Raw genomic sequence first — 18,391 nt, 5'->3', positions numbered from 1 at the left:
TAAGCCATATATCGCGTATGTAAATGTATTAACGTACCCCGTATGCTAAATTTTCTGGGTATTGTTAATATTTTCTATGTTAGTTTATTATCTGTTTTATGTAATATGCACCTGTCGAAATGTCGCATAACCACACCACATAAAGCAAGTTTTCAGATGATCGCGTTTTATGTGTCTTGCTATGAAAAAAACCTGCCGTTTTTGTTGGCAGGTTTTTGGATTCATAATAAAGAGACGTTTAGATCAGCCGGAGGTCTCGTGTTTTGGATTATGTATCGGTTTATTTCGTCATGAAGAACAGGGCAAAGGTACCCGGTCCGCAGTGAGAGGTAATGACGCACCCCGCGGTAGATACGATAATCTCATCGCAGTCGATCAGCTTCTTGAGCTCTTTCTTATAGTACTTACGATCCTTCTCGCTGATGTCGCAGGTCATGTGCAGAACGATACGTCGCGTATCAATGACGTCCTTGTATTCGTCCAGACGTTCCTTCAAGTATTTCAGCCGGCATGCCTCGTCCTTGCCGCGATACTTCTTCGCAACGGTCATCGCGCCGTCTTTGACGACGATAGTGGGCTTGATATTCAGCAGATTCGCACCCAGCAGCGATACGCTCGAGCAGCGGCCGCCCTTGTGGAGGAATTCCAGCTGGCTCAGCAGAAAGCCGCCGACGTTCTTCTCGATCAAGTCGTTGACGAGATCGCAGATGCGGTTCGGCTTGAAGCCTTCCTCACGGAACTCGCACGCACGGATCGCCAGCAGCGTCATACCGCTCGACAGCACACGGCTGTCGATCACGTGTACTTTGCCGTCGAATTCCTGTGAGGCGATCACAGCGTTTTGGTAGGTGGAGGACATTTCCGAGCAGAACGCAATATGGATGATCTCCTCAAAGCCCTCGTCAAAGATTTCCTTGAAAAAGTTCAGATAGCCGTCGGGTGTTACCGCAGAGGTCGAGGGCAGCTCACCGCGCTCCTTGTAGCGGTTGAGTATATCCTCGGGGGTGATGTCGACGCCGTCCGCAAAATCCTCATCGTTATACAGTACATGCAGCGGAGCAACGCGGATATCATATTTTTCAGCGACAGAAGCGGGCATATCCGCTGTGCTGTCGGTAGTAATCATCAGTTTCGTCATATTCTCTCACTCACTTTCCTTCATCACGGTGATTTTACCACGATGATTATAGCTTGTCAAGCATACTGTTGCGTGCCGGGGATAAATATGTTGCACGTCCGGGATGAATATGTTACTATAACAGAAAGAAACTAACGGAGGGTACGAATGAGTTATTGTGAAGAATGCGGCGCGGAGCTTACTGACCGTTATCTGGAGAACGAGGGGATCATCCCTTACTGTAACACCTGTAAGACATACCGCTTTCCGAAATACAACGTAGCGGTCAGCATCATAACCGTTGACGATGTCAACCGAAAGATTCTGTTGATTAAGCAGTACGGCCGCGACAGCTTCATTCTTGTCGCGGGATATATCAACAAGGGAGAATGTGCCGAGCATGCCGTTGCGCGGGAATTGAAGGAGGAAACAGGATTGACTGCGGGTGAGATACGCTATAACCGCTCCGAGTACTTCGCACGCAGCAACACCCTGATGCTCAACTTCACCTGTCATATACAGGGAGATCCTACCGTATCTCTGACCGACGAGGTGGATGAGGCTCAGTGGCTCGGCTTTGACGAAGCAAGGGCGAATATCCGTCCCGACAGCTTGGCGCAGCGGTTCCTGAACGCTTGGCTGGACGAGCGGAAGTAATCTACGAAGGGCTGTCGCGGCGATTGTCACGACAGCCCTTCATTATATACCAAAAGTTGAAAGCCGATTATTGCATTTCAATGTCTCCGGACGTAATATCCTGCTTGAACTCCTCGTTCATATCGGGATAGGCGGAGAGCATCGGCTCGACGTCGACGCCCTTCTTACGGTCGAAGTAGTTCTTCGTGATCTTCGCGACAAGTCCGCTGAGCGCGACCAGACAGATCAGGTTCGGCAGCGCCATCAAGCCGTTACAGGTGTCGCTGATATCCCATACCACCTGGCTGTGGATCGTTGCGGAAACAGCGATCAGCACGACATAAAGCACCTTGAAGATGGTGACGGGGATTTTGCGCTTATCTTCGTTCATGAAGCTGAAGAAGAACTCAACGCCTTTTTCGCCGTAGTACGACCAAGCGATGATGGTGGTGAAGGCGAACAGAGGCAGAATGATCGAGAAGGTCGCCGTACCGAACGCGCCGAAGTTGTCGGAGAACATCGACATCGACATGACGCTGTCGTTCATATCGGGGCTGAGCTTGGTGACGTCGTTGGTGGTCAGGAACATCAGCGCGGTCAAGGTGCAGATGATGAAGGTGTCGAAGAAGATCTCGAACACGCCCCACAAGCCCTGCTTGACGGGTTCGCGGGTCTCGGACGCGGAGTGGGCGATGACGGAGGAGCCCAATCCCGCTTCATTAGAGAATACGCCGCGAGCCATACCCTTCTTGATAACAGTCGCAAAGGTAAAGCCCAGGATACCGCCGCCGGCAGCCTCAAAGCTGAATGCCTTGGAGAAGATCAGGCCGAACGCCTGACCGATACGATCGTAGTGCATACCGATGGAGATCAGCGCCAGAATGATGAACAAAAGCGACATAAACGGTACCAGCATGGACGCGACCTTGCCGATACGCTTGATACCGCCGATGATGATTGTCGCCGCGATCACCGCGACGATGATACCGATGATCAGCTTGACGGTCTCGGCGTTGTCGGCGGAGCCGGTCACTCGCGCAAAAGCCTCAGCCAGCGAGCCGGAGATTTTGTTTGTTTGTACGCCGCTCATTCCTATCGCCGCCAGGATACAGAAGACAGACGCGACATACGCCAGCCACTTCCATTTCAGACCGTAGGCGATATAGTAGAACGCGCCGCCTGCAAGATTTCCCTTGCTGTCCCTTTTACGATAGTACAGACCCAGCACATTCTCGGCGTAGTTGGTGACCATGCCGAAGAACGCGGAGATCCACATCCACAGCACCGCGCCCGGACCTCCCGTGAGGATCGCCGCGACGACGCCGATGATGTTGCCGGTGCCGACCGTGCCGGAGATCGCGGTCGAGAACGCCTCGAACTGGCTGATGGACTGCACTCTGCCGTCCTTTTGCTTTTTCTTGCCCAGACTCTTGAAGGTCGGGACGATGGTGGTGTTCAGCGATTCGCCGAACTTGCGCACCTGCAGAAAGCGGGTGCGGATAGTCAGCAGCAAGCCTGTACCGAGGATCAGGATGATGGTCGGCCATCCCCAGACATAGCTGTTGATCACGCCGTTGATCTCTTCAACGGATTTGAGAAAACCTTCCCACATGTTTTATACCTCCTCTTGTATCGTGTGATATGTGTCGAGCGGAAAAAAGAAAAGAGCCGTTATAAACGACTCTCAGGCACGATAACGGATGCCATACCACGCAGCTCGACATCCTTCCTCCGTCCTTTTGCCTGAGAGATTGACGCGGCGAGCCGCGCTTGCACCTTCGGCATCCATCCGCATGACGTGTAAACTGCGCCGCGATGGAATTCTCCGGAGTGCCGTCCTCACGCGGTCAAGCTGCTGTTACTAATATATGAAAGGTCGCTCTTCTGCATGATTCATCCGACACATATTCTGTTCCAAAAGGTATTATACCACCTTGTACAAAAAATGCAATAGTTTTTGTTGACTTTCTAAAGATTATGACGGATAATGAATAATAATTGATCGTACACGGCAACCGTTTATTTTTTGAAGGAGTTTTTCCGTGAAGCATTTATACCCCTCCTATTATGAGAAGTTCCGCTGTATCGCCGCCGCGTGTCCCGACTCCTGCTGTCAGGGCTGGGATGTGGTGATCGACGAAAAGACCGAGGCGTTTTACAACTCTGTAAAAGGTGATTTCGGCGATAAACTGAGGAATGCGATCTATACCGATCCCGACGGCGACCGTGTGTTTCGCTTGGCTGATGAGAAGAAATGTCCTTTCTGGGGCGATGACAAGCTCTGTGATATCTACAGGACGCTCGGTGAGGAGCACCTGTGCCTGACCTGCGCGATGTTTCCGCGTATTACGATGGATTACACCACCTTTGCGGAGCATACGCTGGCGCTCGCCTGTCCCGAGGCGGCGCGGCTGATCCTCGCCGGGGATCATGCCTATAACTGCTTTGATGCGACAGAATTCGACCCTTGCGAGGCTTACGACGCGGAGATCATGTCGTTTCTGTTACAGACGCGAGAAGAAGCGGCTCGGATCCTTGCGTCCGATCAGCCGCTTGAACAAAGGCTCCGCGATCTGCTCGGCTTTGCCGACAGGGTACAGAAAGAGTTGACGGGGGAGTCATCGGCTTTTGATACTTCAGCTTTACCCGAGATCTACGGCGATCTGGAATATATTGATGAGGATAATCGCAGTCTGGTGATAAGCTCGGTTATAGGCAGCCCTGATCTGAGCGTTCACGAAAGGGAACTGACAAACCTCGCGCTCTATTACCTTTACCGCTATTATCTCGGCGCGATCGACAGCCTCGATATACTCGCTCCCGTTCGATTTTCCGTTTGCTCCGTTCGGGTGATCGCGGCGCTCTCTCGGCATCGAGATATCACCGCCGCCGCTCAGCTTTACTCCAAGGAGATCGAACAGAGCTATGAGAACATGGAGCGCTTGACGGAAGCGCTCGGTCTTTGAGTTATCAAAATCAACCTATTGAACCGGAGGTCATTATGACAGATATGGAAGCGATCAAGGTGCGCCATTCGGTACGCGCTTATCAGAACAGACCCATCACCCCGGAGCTTGTCGAAAAGCTTCAAGCACGCATCGCCGAGCTGAATAGCGAATATGATCTGCGCATGCAGTATATCGAGCCCGCGGGCGAGGTGTTCGGCGGACTGGCGGCGAAGCTGACCGGCTGGAGCGGTGTGCCCGCCTATATCGCTGTCGTCGGCAGGAAGCGCGATGACCTCGACGAGGTCTGCGGCTACGCGGGCGAAAAGCTCGTGCTGTATGCCCAGACGCTGGGGCTCAATACCTGCTGGGCGGGTATCTTCAAGCGCAAGCGCTGTACCGCAGAGATCGGGGAGGATGAGCGATTGGTGCTCTCGATCGCGATAGGCTACGGCGTAGATCAAGGCACTCCCCGCCGCTCCAAGAGCGCTGAGGATGTCACGGACGTGAAGGAAATGCCGCGGTGGTTCCGCGACGGGATCGAAGCGGCGTTGCTTGCGCCTACGGCGATCAATCAGCAGAAGTTCTTCTTCACCCTTGACGGCGATACGCCCTCGGTCAGGGTCAGCGCCAACGGCCCCTTCGTCAAGCTCGATCTCGGCATCGTCAAATGCCATTTTGAGATCGCTTCGGGCAGAAAAATAGATTAAAATCAATGAGTATGAGATAAAAAAACAGCGCTTCCGCATCGGGAGCGCTGTTGCCGGTTATATCGGATTTCATGGTTCTGTTACGACGGTCCCTTTACTGATCCACTTGCGCATGGCGATTTTGATCTCGCCGAAGATTCTCGAACCGTCCTCGGGCATATTGCCGCTCGTGACGCGGGTGTAGCCGCCGTTGCCGTCCGGAAACTTGCAGACGTTTGACCGTCCGCATATCGCGATCCCTTCGCGGCTGTTCCAGCGCGCCATGCCGCTTTTCTTTACCGCGGTCAGCATTTCCTGAGCGCCTTCGATCGGGATAAGGTATCGCGTGATCGTCTCGTCGTCCATCCCTCCGTTTTCGATCTCCTCCAGCGTCGCCTGCGTGTCGGAGTAGGTGTACAGCACAAGCTCATAGTACGGCTGCTTCATCGGCGTGCCGACTGTCTGCTCATAGTAGTCGAGCAGCATGGTATTCTTCTCCGCGTTCTGATAAGTCTTGATATCGAATTGCGCATTGTTTGTACAGCCGAATAACCCGAACATAATCATCACCGCCGTTATCAAAGTCGTAAATCTGTATGCCTTTGTCATCGGTCATCCCCGCTTTACGTCGTGTTGTATTCAGCATAGCATACGTGTAATAAGATGTAAAGCGTTTTTGCTGAAAAACCGCCGATTTATTGTCGTTTTCAATCAAGATTGTATTGACTTATCACGGCTGTTCGTCTATAATGAACATAAGCATAGTCAGATCATCGGAACGGTTGATTTGGCACTTGTTTCATTCTAAAGGAGGACAAGCTTATGAATTACACAGCAGAAGTAATGAATATGTGCCCCGTAGCGAAGGGCGCGTATCACGGTCCTGCTCCCATCCCCGAGGAGGGTAAATGGGTACAGGCGAAGGAGATCAAGGATATCTCCGGCTTTACACACGGCATCGGCTGGTGTGCACCCCAGCAGGGCGCCTGCAAGCTCACCCTGAACGTGAAAGAGGGCATCATCGAAGAGGCTCTGGTCGAGACCATCGGCTGCTCCGGTATGACCCACTCCGCCGCAATGGCGTCCGAGATCCTGATCGGCAAGACCCTCTTAGAGGCGCTGAACACCGACCTCGTATGTGACGCGATCAACACCGCTATGCGCGAGCTGTTCCTGCAGATCGTCTACGGCAGAACCCAGAGCGCCTTCTCCGAGGGCGGCCTGCTCGTCGGCGCTTCCATGGAGGACCTCGGAAAGGGTCTGCGTTCTCAGGTGGGTACCATGTTCGCTACCCGCGAAAAGGGTCCCCGTTACCTCGAGATGACCGAGGGCTACTGCTCTCAGATCGCCCTGAACAAGGACAACGAGATCATCGGTTACGAGTTTATCAGCTTCGGCAAGATGATGGACTTCATCAAGGCGGGTATGGACGCCAACGAAGCGATCGAAAAGGCGAAGGGTCACTATGGTCAGTGGGATAACGCTGCCAAGTATATTGACCCCCGCAAGGACTAAGGGAGGTGCACAGTATGGCTTTATTTGAAAACTACGACAGACGTATCAATAAGATCAACGGCGTTTTAGCCGAGTACGGTATCGCCTCCGTTGAGGAGAGCCGTGAAATCTGTAAGGCAGCGGGCTTCGACCCCTATGAGATCACCAAGGGCATCCAGCCCATCTGCTTCGAGAACGTATGCTGGGCTTACTGTGTAGGCGCCGCTATCGCTCTGAAGGCAGGCGCCAAGAACGCTGAGGAAGCTGCGCGCTACATCGGTATCGGTCTGCAGAGCTTCTGTATCGACGGCTCCGTTGCCGAGAACCGCAAGGTCGGTATCGGCCACGGTAACCTCGCCGCGATGCTGCTCAGTAACGAGACCAAGTGCTTCGCGTTCCTCGCGGGTCACGAGTCCTTCGCAGCCGCTGAAGGCGCGATCGGTATCGTCCGCAACGCGAACAAGGTTCGCCAGCAGCCCCTGCGCGTTATCCTGAACGGCCTCGGTAAGGACGCCGCTCAGATCATCTCCCGTATCAACGGCTTCACCTATGTACAGACTCAGTTCGATTACTTCACCGGCGAGCTGAAGATCGTTAAGGAGACCGCTTACTCCGACGGCGAGCGCGCGAACGTCCGCTGCTATGGTGCCGACGACGTCCGTGAGGGCGTTGCGATCATGCACCACGAGGGCGTTGACGTCTCCATCACCGGTAACTCCACCAACCCCACCCGCTTCCAGCATCCCGTTGCAGGCACCTACAAGAAGGAGTGCAACGAGCAGGGTAAGAAGTACTTCTCCGTTGCTTCCGGCGGCGGTACAGGACGTACCCTCCATCCCGATAATATGGCTGCGGGTCCCGCTTCCTACGGCATGACCGACACCATGGGCCGTATGCATTCCGACGCTCAGTTCGCGGGTTCCTCTTCCGTTCCTGCTCACGTTGAGATGATGGGCTTCCTGGGCATGGGCAACAACCCCATGGTCGGCGCTACCGTCGCAGTTGCTGTTGCTGTTCAGAACAGCCTGTAAGCATCAACTATTCCGACAACAAAGGCTCCGGGTTATTCCGGAGCCTTTTTGCGTATATAGAAGCAAGCTTTCCAAATGCCTGTTTTTTCAGTGAAAATGTGGGTTTTCGGTTGACTGACAAGGCGGTTTATAGTATCATGAAAATGAACGTATTCCCGACGGTGAACGCTTGCCGATCGGGAGAAATAATCGCCCTGCGGCGTCCCGAAGCGCCCGGCAAAATCCACATAAAGGAGCAGTATTATGATTTGCAAAGACATCCAACGACTGATCGAATATTCGGTCAAGAACGCTCTGATCACCCGCGACGACGAGCTGGTCGTCCGTAACATGCTGATGGACGCGCTGCATGTATGTGACTGGCAGGACGAGCCCGTCGACGGCGCCGACGCCGAGATCGACGAGATTCTGCAGCCGCTGATCGACTACGCCTGCGCGAACGGCGTGATCGAGGACACCACCGCCAACCGCGATCTCTTCGATACCAAGCTCATGGGCATCCTCACCCCGATGCCGCGCGAGATCATCCGAGATTTTTGGGAGAAGTATCGGGAATCGCCGAAGACGGCGACGGACTGGTACTTTGATATCAGCCAAAAGCTGAATTACGTCCGTGCCGGAAGGATCAGAAAGGACGTCAAGTGGACATATGAGTCCGAATTCGGCACGCTTGACATCACCATCAACCGCTCAAAGCCCGAGAAGGATCCCCGCGATATCGCCAAGGCGGGCGCCTCCGCCTCCGTCGCGTATCCGAAGTGTCAGCTTTGCGCCGAGAATATGGGCTACGCCGGCCGTCAGAACCATCCCGCGCGCCAGAACCTGCGCCCCATTCCCATCACGATCAACGACGGCGACTGGTACCTACAGTATTCGCCCTACGGCTACTACAACGAGCACTGCATCGTCTTTAACAGCAAGCATATCCCGATGGTCATCGACGCGGCGGTATTCCGCAAGCTTTTCGACTTCATCGGTCAGTTCCCGCATTACTTTGTCGGCTCCAATGCCGATCTCCCCATCGTCGGCGGTTCGATCCTCTCTCACGAGCATTTTCAGGGCGGTCACTACACCTTCGCGATGGCGAAAGCGCCCGAGGAGCACGGCTTCACCCTGTCCGATTATCCCGACGTCCATGCCGCGACGGTCAAGTGGCCGATGTCGGTGATCCGTCTGCGCAGCGCCGACAAGGCGCAGCTCTCACAGGCGAGCGCCGTGATCCTCAAGGCGTGGCGTGCTTATACCGACGAGAGCGCGAACATCTTCGCCTTTACCGACGGCACGCCTCATAACACGATCACCCCGATCGCGAGGATGAAGGAAGGGCTGTTCGAGTGCGATCTGGTACTGCGCAACAACATCACCTCCGAGGACAGACCCCTCGGCGTGTATCATCCGAACCCCACCCTTCACCATATCAAGAAGGAGAATATCGGTCTGATCGAGGTCATGGGTCTCGCGGTACTGCCCGCACGCCTCGCGACCGAGCTCGAGGCGGTCAGGGACGCCCTGCTCAGCGGCGCCGATCTCTCAAAAAATCCGCAGACGGCGAGTCACGCCGCGTGGGCGGCTGAGTTCATGCCGCGCCATCCCGAGTTCTGCGCCGAAAACGCGATGGAGATCATCCGCGCCGAGGTCGGAGCAGTGTTCGAACAGGTCCTCTGCGACGCCGGCGTATTCAAGCGCGACGAAGAGGGACAGGCGGCGTTCATGCGCTTCATCAATTCTCTGTGATCAATCAGTGAGGATTTTATGCGACAGATACTACATATAAATAATGACTGGGAGTTCACTCCCGCATTTGATATCGCGTTCTTACGCGGAGAGGGCAAAGCGGAGGCGGTGCGCCTGCCGCACACCTGTAAGGTCACGCCATATAACTATTTTGACGAGAGCATCTACCAGATGGTCTGCGGCTACCGCAAGCGGCTCGACCTGAGCGCCCGCGGCGATCGCAGAGCGTTTATCTGCTTCGGCGCGGCGGCGCATTACGCGCGGGTCTATCTCGACGGTGAGCTGATCGGCGAGCACAAGAGCGGCTATACCTCCTTTGAGTTCGAGCTCGTTACCGATAACCTCTCGCCGCTGCTGGTCGTGGAGCTCGATACCCGCGAGAACCTGAACTTCCCGCCCTTCGGTAAGGTCATCGACTACCTGACCTACGGCGGACTCTACCGCGAGGTAAGGCTCGAGTACCGTGAGCAGAGCTATATCGACGATGTGTTCGCCAAGCCCTCGATCCCCGATACCATCCGCGTCACTCCGCGGATGAACCCGAAGCTCGTAGCGGGTCTGACCTTTGAGGGTACGGTCGACTGCGAGATCGACCTTGTCGGCGAGGCTGATGAGATCCGCCTGTCATTAACGGAAAAGGGCGGAAAAACCGCTCTCGCTGAAGCGACCTTTGCCGTCGGCAGTGATTATACGCTGAAGGTGCCCCGCGTCCACCTGTGGGATCCGCTCTCTCCCGCTCTGTATGAGCTGAAAGCCGAGTTGATCAGGGACGGCGTCGTGATCGATACGCTGACCCGCAGAGTCGGTTTCCGCCGTGCGGAGTTCAGAAAGGACGGCTTCTTCCTCAACGGCAGACGCTTCAAGCTGCGCGGTCTGAACCGCCACCAGTCCTATCCCTACGTCGGCTATGCGATGCCGCGCTCCATGCAGCGGATGGACGCCGATCTGTTGAAGGGAGAGCTCGGCTGTAACGCCGTTCGCACCTCCCACTATCCCCAGTCGCACCACTTCATCGGGCGCTGTGACGAGCTCGGTATGCCCGTCTTTACCGAAGCGCCGGGCTGGCAGAATCTCGGCGACGACGAGTGGAAGGATGTCGGCGTAGAAGCGGTCAGGGAGATGGTGCGCGAGTACCGCAACCATCCCTCGATCATCCTCTGGGGCGTTCGTATCAATGAAAGTCAAGACGATCATGACTTTTATGTCAGGACGAATGAAGCCGCACGCAGCCTCGACCCGACACGCGCCACCGGCGGCGTTCGCTGTCACAAGAACAGCGAACTGCTCGAGGATGTCTATACCTATAATGATTTTGTACACGACGGCGTACAGCCCGGATGTGAGCCGAAGAGGGCAGTCACCTCTGATGTTGAGAAAGCATATCTTGTGTCGGAGTACGGCGGTCACATGTACTCCACCAAGGCGTATGACGATGAGGAACACCGCCTCGAGCACATGCTCCGTCACGCGCGCACGCTCGATGCTGTCGCCTCCTACGACGATATCGCCGGTTCCTTTGCATGGTGCATGTTCGATTATAACACCCATAAGGAGTTCGGCTCCGGCGACCGTATCTGCTACCACGGCGTATGTGATATGTTCCGTAACAAGAAGCTCGCCGCCGAGCTCTACGCGATCCAGGACAGCGATCAGCCGATCCTGCAGCTGAGCTCCTCCATGGATATCGGCGATCACCCCGCCACCAACCGCGGACGCGTCTATATCCTTACCAACGCCGACAGCGTGCGTTTCTATAAGAACGATTCCTTTATCCATGAATATACCCACGAGGGAACGGAGTTCCCGCATCTCAAGTTCCCGCCCATCGAGATCACCGATTATATCGGCGACCGGATCGCCGAGAACGAGGATTTCACCCCGAAGCAGGCGGAGTACGTCAAGGATATCCTCAACGAAAGCTCCCGCTTCGGCATGAACAATCTTTCCGTTGACGCCAAGGGCAAGGCGGCTTACTTGATGATGCGCTACGGGATGGATCACGACGCCGCCTACCGCCTGTACGGTAAGTACATCGGTAACTGGGGCGACAAGAGCACCGTGTTCCGCCTCGAAGCCTATAAAGACGGCAAGCTCGTCAAGGAGCTGCGCGTTTCTCCGTTCGAGAAGCGCGTCCTGACCGCACAGGTCGACCATACCGAGCTTGTCGAGGAACAGACCTACGACGTCGCGGCGGTGCGTATCCGCATGACCGACCAGAACGGCAACGATATGCCGTACTTCTTCGGCGCTGTCAATGCTCAGGTCAGCGGCGATATCGAGCTGATCGGCGAGTCTCCCGTCATCCTGCGTGCGGGTATGGGCGGCGTGTATGTCCGTACCGTCGGTACGGCGGGGGAGGGCACCCTCACCCTGAGCGCGGAGGGCTGTGACAGCGTGACTGTGCGCTTTTGTATCGAGGTCAAGGTATGACGGATCACGGCAGTCTCGCGGAGGAATACTTCCGACAGGGTTATAACTGTGCCCAGAGCGTGCTGCTCGCGTTCTCCGATCTCACGGGACTCGACGACGATACCGCCCTGCGGTTGAGCTCGTCGTTCGGCGGCGGCTTAGGCAGATTGCGCGAGGTCTGTGGCGCTGTCAGCGGCGCTTCGATGGTGCTCGGGCTGTTGAAGGGTTATTCCGATCCCGATGACCGCGAAGCGAAGAAGGCACATTATCATCTGATACAGGAGCTTGCGCGACGATTCCGCGAGGAGCAGGGCTCAATCGTATGCCGCGAGCTGCTCTCGGGCGTGCAAAAGACCGACGGCGGCGATCCCGAGGAACGAACGGCGGCGTATTACAGGAAGCGCCCCTGTCCCGAACTCTGTCGACGCGCGGCGCAGCTCGTTGATGAAATGCTGACAGATTTTTCATAAACGTAAAGGGGCTGAGAAGATCAGCCCCTTCTATATTATACTAAGTATCATTAAAACACTTTAACATTTATTGCGATAAATTTGTTAAAGCGTTTAATGGATACTTAGTATTACAGGATTGTTATTGAAAATCTGACCGAAGCGGTTGCAACCTTCACCCGAAAATGCTACAATGATAAGGTAAATTTATGGAAACGGTGTGAGCCAAATGACGAAAAATACACGCGTGAAGAAACGGCGAAAAATCAAACGTCGCTTTATCTTTCTTAACATCCTTGCGGTCGTTCTTATCGTTTTCGGGATTCGTTATATGGATATCGTGGGCGATCGTTATGATATGCATACATTCACTTATTTTACCGATGAGGCCGGGCCGGATTTCAACGACACCGAGGTCGCTGCCGAGCCCGAAGGTGTGGTGCGTATTGAGTCGCTGGAGCTTTCCGATGAGCAGGAGCTGATTATCAAGCTGAGCTCCGTAAAAAAAGGCAGCGCTGACATTACGATAACGACGTACGATGAGGAAGGAAAGCCCAACCGTATAAAAAACTCTCATGTGGATGTCACCATGACGGGCGTGATCATCGAGCACAGGGATTATAATACGAATTTCAGCGGGTACGAGGTCGTCATATGGCTGTTCCTCGGCTATATCGCGGCGGTACTCGTCGTGATGCTGTACTCCTTCTACGAGTGTTACAAAAAGAGCGATTACTCCTATTCGATGGTTGCTTACGGCGGTATCTCGCTGTTTCTCGCTGTGCTTCTCGCGATCATCGTCTATAAGTGGATGAACAACGTGGTCGGCTCCTTCTCGGCGCTGGTCAGCTTACTGACGGAGACGGGCGAATGGTTCCTTGTCCTGATGTTGCCGGTCATGCTGGTGATGGCAGTGGCGCTGTCGGTCAGCAATATCTGGCTGCTCCGTCACGAGGGCTTCCGTCCGGTGAACGCGCTGGGTATCGCGATCAGTGTTGTGTGGCTTTTGGCGTTGGTTTTTTCGCTCAATTACAGACTTTTCCATATTAATCTTCTTGGAAATACGACGTTGATATGGCATATTCGCAACATCATGAGCTTCGTCGTGACCTACTTCGAGTGCATGCTGCTTTCGACCTCAGCCTGTGCCTTTATCTCTACACGACACACTCCGCCGCTCGACCGCGACTATATCATCATTCTCGGCTGTGCGATCCGCAGGGACGGAACACTCACGCCGCTGCTGCGCGGACGAGTCGACAGCGCGCTGAGCTTTGAGAAGAAGCAGTTTGAAGAGACCGGTAAGCACGCGCGCTTCGTTCCCTCCGGCGGTCAGGGCAGTGATGAGATCATCTCCGAGGGCGAGGCGATGGAACGCTACCTGATCGAGCAGGGCGTCGAGCCCGAGCGCATCGTGCGCGAGGACAAGAGCGTGAACACCTTCCAGAACATGCAGTTCTCCCGTGATCGCATCATGGACGATACTGATGATTTTGAGAAGCAGAAGATCGCTTTTTCCACCACGAACTACCATATTTTCCGCGGCTATATCCTCGCGGACAAAAACGGCTTCAAGGCGCAGGGCATCTCCGCTAAGACAAAGTGGTATTTCTTCCCGAATGCCTTTATTCGCGAGTTTATCGGCTTGCTGTTTGACCAGAAGATCCGCCATCTGCTGATCGTCGCGCTGATCGCCGCGATCGTTGTCGGAGTCGCCTATATCCTGTAGCAAAGCGTTGCCGGCTTAATACTCATAAATAATACAAAACACCCCTTTGGCTGTGCCGTGCCGTAAATGCCGGCTGTACCGAAGGGGTGTTATATTATGTCGGATGGATCAGTCCTTCACGACCTCGCCGGGCCAGTCGATGATCCCGCCGAACTCCGCGACGTTGAGGTAGCCCCGGTCGGCGAGCTTCTGTGACGCTTCCTTGCTGCGTCTGCCGCTGCGGCAGTAGACGAGGATCAGCTGCTCCTTGTCGGGCAGCTCCTTCAGATCGGCTGTCTCGATCTCCTCGTTCGGGATGCAGATGGCGCCCTTGATATGACCTTCGGCAAATTCCTCGCGGGTACGAACATCCAGGAGGATGTAGCCGGTCTCAGTCTCGATGATCTGCTTCGCGATATCCATCGGGATCTGTTGGTAGGTGCGGGCGGTTGCTGTCGGTTCTGTTTTGTTCTGTGATCCGCACGCTCCCAGCGTAAGTATCAGCAGAATGCTCAGTAATAATGCGGTGATCCTTTTCATGAGTACGCTCCTGTCGTTTTTTAACTTTATATGCCCGCTCAGTTTGTTGCTTCGCTACAACGAGCGACGGCTATGCGAAATGAGCGCAAAGCGCTTTCTTGTGATTATAGCGTAAAACGGAGGAAAAGAAAAGCCCTTTTTCTAGACTGATACTATGCATATTATACAAAGTTTCAGCGGATTTTTTGGCGGGCTTCACCTGTGTAAAACCGCTTGCGCTATATTGTTATTTTCGATATAATGAATCCATAAAACGATACTAGGAGGAAACTTATGTTAGGAAATTTCAGTTACCATAACGCGACAAAGCTCTATTTCGGCGACGATTCGCTGCAGTATCTCAACGAGGAGCTCCCGAAGTACGGCAAGACCGTCCAGCTGATCTACGGCGGCGGTTCTGTCAAGCGCAACGGCATCTATGACGCGGTCGTCGAGATCCTCAAGGCGAACGGCAAGACCGTCGTCGAGGATGCGGGCGTTATGCCCAATCCGACGGTCGAGAAGCTCCGCGAGGGCGTCCGTATCGCCCGCGAGAACCACGTCGATCTGCTGCTGGCGATGGGCGGCGGCTCCTGCTGCGATTACGCCAAGGCGGTCTCGGTCTCCGTCCACTGTGACGACGATCCTTGGGAGAAGTATTATGTTCGTTTCGAGGAGCCCGACTGCGAGATCGTTCCCGTCGCGTGCATCCTTACCATGGCGGGTACCGGCTCTGAGATGAACGCCGGCGCCGTCATCACCAATCATGAGCAGAAGCTCAAGATCGGTCATGTGTTCGGCGAGGAAGTCATGCCGAAGTTCTCGATCCTCAACCCGAAGTTCACCTTCAGCCTGCCTAAGCGACAGATGGTCGCGGGCATCTACGATATCTTCAACCATATCTGTGAGCAGTATTTCTCCGGTGAGGATGATAACACCAGCGATTATCTTGCCGAGGCGCTGATGCGCTCGGTTGTCCACAGCTCCCTGATCGCGGTGGAGAACCCCGAGGATTATGAAGCCCGCTCCAACATCATGTGGTCGGCTACATGGGCGCTCAACACCCTGATCTCCCGCGGAAAGAGCACCGATTGGATGGTACACATGCTGGGTCAGGCGGTCGGCGCAGTGACCGACGCGACTCACGGTATGACGCTCGCCGCGGTCTCTCTGCCGTATTACCGCACCATCATGCCCTACGGGGAGAAGAAGTTCGCCCGCTTCGCGACCGAGGTCTGGCGCGTCAATCCCGAGGGCAAGAGCGACCGCGAGCTCGCCGAGGCGGGTCTCGAGGCGCTTGAGAACTGGATGAAGCAGATCGGTGTTGCGATGAACATCACCGAGCTCGGCGCGAGCGAGGATGTGATCGAGGATATCGCCGACGCGACGATCATTCTCGACGGCGGCTACAAGGTGCTGACCCGCGACGAAGTCGTCAGGATCCTGAGAGAGAGCCTGTGATCCGTTATTGAAAAGAAAACCCCTGAAAAGCGAGACGGACTTGCCTTTCGGGGGCTTTTTGCAATACTTGAAAAAATCGCGGCTTTATGCTATAATGCAAATGGTATTTGACAGAAAACAAATGATAGAGTGATACTATGAAGAAACAAACCATCCGCATCGCCGCTGTCGGCGCGGCGGTCGTCGTGCTTCTCGCGGCGGGAACGGCGATCGGACTGAGCAGCCGACATTCAACAACGAAAGCGACTCCGGATACGGCGGTCGTCGCGACCGAAGACCCGATGCCGTCATCCTACATGATCGAGGGCGTACCCGCAAAGCAGCAGGACGAGCTTAAGGCGGGCTGTGAGACCCATGCCGTGACGGCGCTGCTCCAGAGCTACGGCTACGATATCGACGAGTTCAGCTTCGCAAATAATTATCTCGACGTCCACTATGTTTTCGATGACGGCGAAGGGCATATGTACGGTCCCGATATGAACTCGGGCTTCGCCGGTACCGCTTACGCAGGCTGGGGGATCTATGCGCCCGCGATGGCGAAGTGCATGAATCATTATCTCTCCGACGTCAAGTCGAAGCAGAAGGCGGTCGCTCATGAGGGCGGTACCCTCGCTGATCTGTGCCGCGAGTATATCGTCAACGGTACGCCTGTGGCGGTATGGGCGACGACCGATATGCAGGAGCCCGTTCCGCATGATACCTGGGAGGTCAATTACGTCGACGAGAACGCCAAGTATAAGTTGGGCGATTCGTTCACATGGCCGCTGCACGAGCACTGTCTGGTGCTTGTCGGTTATGATGAGCGGGAGTACTACTTTTCCGATTCCGTCGCCGGCACCACCTCGCATTTTGAGAAAGCACTGTGCGAAAAGCGCTTTGAACAGCTCGGCAGCCAGTATATCGTATTGGAATAAAGAATAAATCAAGGATAGAGAAAGGGATCGGCATAATGTCGATCCCTTTTATGCTGATATGATCTCAAAACGCGTCAACAGAAGCTCGCCTTCAAGTCCCTTTCGGCTTGCAGATTATAGGTAAAATAATAACGGATACACCTTTTGGTGTATCCGTTCAGTCTGTAGAAAAAGCCATGTTTCGGCAGAAGTCGGAACATGGCTTCATTATTTGCATTAAGATTTCTAAAAAATGTAAACAGTAATCTGAAATAGGAGCTGAAAAAGGGTCAGGAGAGTGGTGTTTCTTGCTCTTCGCTTTCCATAGCGCCAGCTTTTTGAGATTCATGGCAGCAAACTTAAGCCTGACCCAGTTGGTAACTGCGCTCAAGCCTCTGTAGGGAGTGTATCGCATAGCATGCTTTTCTTTTGCGTCTGCAAATACTCTCTCGATCTTCTCTTTTCTCTCTTTGTATAGTTCTGCGTACTCAGGCGTATGACGAATATCCTCGCACCGTTCTATGTACTCATGCCAGATGTGCTTGGTTACCGTTTTTACACAATCCTTTGAAGCAGTGCATAAATGTCTGCTCGGACAGTTTCTGCATATCTCCGGATTACTCTTGTATTCTCTGTAACCGTCACGGTTGGTTGTGCAGTAATTTAAAATTTGGTATTCCGGGCAGATAATACAGTCATAGTATTCATCATACACATATTCGTAGTACGGATGGTTGCCTTTCTTTGTCTGAGGTCTCTTGTATGCGGTATCTAATACTCTGTTGTCATCAAATATCTTCTTTGCTATGTGCGGAGTTTTGTATGCGCTGTCTGCTACGATGGTTTCTACTTCGGGATGTCTTTCTACTACTTTGTCATATACATCGTCAAAAGCTACGCTGTCGTGTACATTGCCGGGGGTTACTTCTGTTTCCAGTACAAAGCCGTTCTTGTCGCAGGCTGTATGCGCTTCATATGCAAACTGCTTTTTATGCTCTCCCTTTACAAATAATCCGCTCTCGGGATCGGTGGTGCTTTTGGTGACTTCTTTTGTTTTCTTCTTTGCTTCCTTCTTACGTCTTTTCAGCTTCTTTTTTGAAGTGTTATCTCTTTTCTTCTTAGGCTTTGAGGGCGTATTGTCATCATCGTTGTTATCTCCGTCAGCCTTAAGCGGCTTCTTTCCGTGTGCTTCTCTGTCCTCATTGATCTCTTCGAGAAGCTCATCGGCATATCTCTTTGCAGCAACCGGCACTTCTTCCTTGATCTTTTTCTTGGTGTTGGCGTTGGCTTTGATGTGCGTTCCGTC

At 54.0% G+C, this 18,391-nt stretch carries 16 protein-coding genes and 1 riboswitch; of the genes, 11 read left to right on the top strand and 5 right to left on the bottom strand.

Annotation, left to right across the window (positions count from 1 at the left end; all coding sequences use genetic code 11):
• Window positions 1-280: 280 nt before the first annotated feature.
• Window positions 281-1,138: a DegV family protein gene (locus tag JKK62_RS14350; protein WP_201428504.1), complete on the bottom strand. Its 858-nt coding sequence runs from the start codon at window positions 1,136-1,138 to the stop codon at window positions 281-283.
• A gap of 147 nt (window positions 1,139-1,285) precedes the next feature.
• Between JKK62_RS14350 and JKK62_RS14345 the strand changes: the two genes are divergently transcribed.
• On the top strand, window positions 1,286-1,774 hold the full coding sequence (locus JKK62_RS14345; RefSeq protein ID WP_201428503.1) for an NAD(+) diphosphatase: 489 nt from the start codon (window positions 1,286-1,288) through the stop codon (window positions 1,772-1,774).
• Between the two features lie 67 nt (window positions 1,775-1,841).
• On the opposite strand, the gene JKK62_RS14340 is transcribed toward JKK62_RS14345, so the two are convergent.
• On the bottom strand, window positions 1,842-3,365 hold the full coding sequence (locus tag JKK62_RS14340; RefSeq protein ID WP_201428502.1) for an alanine/glycine:cation symporter family protein: 1,524 nt from the start codon (window positions 3,363-3,365) through the stop codon (window positions 1,842-1,844).
• Between the two features lie 109 nt (window positions 3,366-3,474).
• A riboswitch (glycine riboswitch) is annotated at window positions 3,475-3,592 on the bottom strand.
• A gap of 203 nt (window positions 3,593-3,795) precedes the next feature.
• Here JKK62_RS14340 and fliB point away from each other — a divergent pair.
• Together fliB and JKK62_RS14330 are read left to right on the top strand one after the other, a co-directional pair.
• Window positions 3,796-4,719, top strand: a complete 924-nt coding sequence (gene fliB, locus JKK62_RS14335; protein ID WP_201428501.1) for a flagellin lysine-N-methylase — start codon at window positions 3,796-3,798, stop codon at window positions 4,717-4,719.
• Window positions 4,720-4,754: 35 nt separating this feature from the next.
• Window positions 4,755-5,408 (top strand): nitroreductase family protein, encoded by a 654-nt coding sequence (locus JKK62_RS14330; protein WP_201428500.1) that lies wholly within the window; start codon window positions 4,755-4,757, stop codon window positions 5,406-5,408.
• Between the two features lie 69 nt (window positions 5,409-5,477).
• Here JKK62_RS14330 and JKK62_RS14325 read toward each other — a convergent pair whose 3' ends face one another.
• Window positions 5,478-5,948: a hypothetical protein gene (locus tag JKK62_RS14325; protein WP_201428499.1), complete on the bottom strand. Its 471-nt coding sequence runs from the start codon at window positions 5,946-5,948 to the stop codon at window positions 5,478-5,480.
• 261 nt (window positions 5,949-6,209) lie between these two features.
• Between JKK62_RS14325 and JKK62_RS14320 the strand changes: the two genes are divergently transcribed.
• From JKK62_RS14320 to JKK62_RS14295, 6 genes are all read left to right on the top strand, one after another.
• On the top strand, window positions 6,210-6,902 hold the full coding sequence (locus JKK62_RS14320; RefSeq protein ID WP_201428498.1) for an iron-sulfur cluster assembly scaffold protein: 693 nt from the start codon (window positions 6,210-6,212) through the stop codon (window positions 6,900-6,902).
• Window positions 6,903-6,916: 14 nt separating this feature from the next.
• Window positions 6,917-7,912 (top strand): GGGtGRT protein, encoded by a 996-nt coding sequence (locus JKK62_RS14315; protein WP_201428497.1) that lies wholly within the window; start codon window positions 6,917-6,919, stop codon window positions 7,910-7,912.
• 243 nt (window positions 7,913-8,155) lie between these two features.
• On the top strand, window positions 8,156-9,646 hold the full coding sequence (locus JKK62_RS14310) for a UDP-glucose--hexose-1-phosphate uridylyltransferase (protein WP_201428496.1): 1,491 nt from the start codon (window positions 8,156-8,158) through the stop codon (window positions 9,644-9,646).
• An 18-nt stretch (window positions 9,647-9,664) separates the two neighbouring features.
• On the top strand, window positions 9,665-12,076 hold the full coding sequence (locus tag JKK62_RS14305; RefSeq protein ID WP_201428495.1) for a glycoside hydrolase family 2 protein: 2,412 nt from the start codon (window positions 9,665-9,667) through the stop codon (window positions 12,074-12,076).
• Window positions 12,073-12,525, top strand: coding sequence for a C-GCAxxG-C-C family protein (locus JKK62_RS14300; RefSeq protein WP_201428494.1), 453 nt, complete (start codon window positions 12,073-12,075; stop codon window positions 12,523-12,525). Before JKK62_RS14305 ends, JKK62_RS14300 begins: the two co-directional genes overlap by 4 nt.
• 208 nt (window positions 12,526-12,733) lie before the next feature.
• Complete coding sequence (locus JKK62_RS14295) at window positions 12,734-14,233, top strand: YdcF family protein (protein WP_201428493.1); 1,500 nt, start codon at window positions 12,734-12,736, stop codon at window positions 14,231-14,233.
• A 108-nt stretch (window positions 14,234-14,341) separates the two neighbouring features.
• On the opposite strand, the gene JKK62_RS14290 is transcribed toward JKK62_RS14295, so the two are convergent.
• Window positions 14,342-14,752, bottom strand: a complete 411-nt coding sequence (locus tag JKK62_RS14290) for a rhodanese-like domain-containing protein (protein ID WP_201428492.1) — start codon at window positions 14,750-14,752, stop codon at window positions 14,342-14,344.
• Window positions 14,753-15,025: 273 nt separating this feature from the next.
• Between JKK62_RS14290 and JKK62_RS14285 the strand changes: the two genes are divergently transcribed.
• Complete coding sequence (locus tag JKK62_RS14285) at window positions 15,026-16,192, top strand: iron-containing alcohol dehydrogenase (RefSeq protein WP_201428491.1); 1,167 nt, start codon at window positions 15,026-15,028, stop codon at window positions 16,190-16,192.
• A gap of 137 nt (window positions 16,193-16,329) precedes the next feature.
• On the top strand, window positions 16,330-17,106 hold the full coding sequence (locus JKK62_RS14280) for a C39 family peptidase (protein WP_201428490.1): 777 nt from the start codon (window positions 16,330-16,332) through the stop codon (window positions 17,104-17,106).
• Between the two features lie 157 nt (window positions 17,107-17,263).
• Here JKK62_RS14280 and JKK62_RS14275 read toward each other — a convergent pair.
• Window positions 17,264-18,391: transposase (locus JKK62_RS14275; protein WP_201428489.1), on the bottom strand; the 1,128-nt coding region annotated here is incomplete at its 5' end.

The organism is Ruminococcus difficilis, from assembly GCF_016680995.1.
This window is presented reverse-complemented; position numbering and strand designations above follow the sequence as displayed.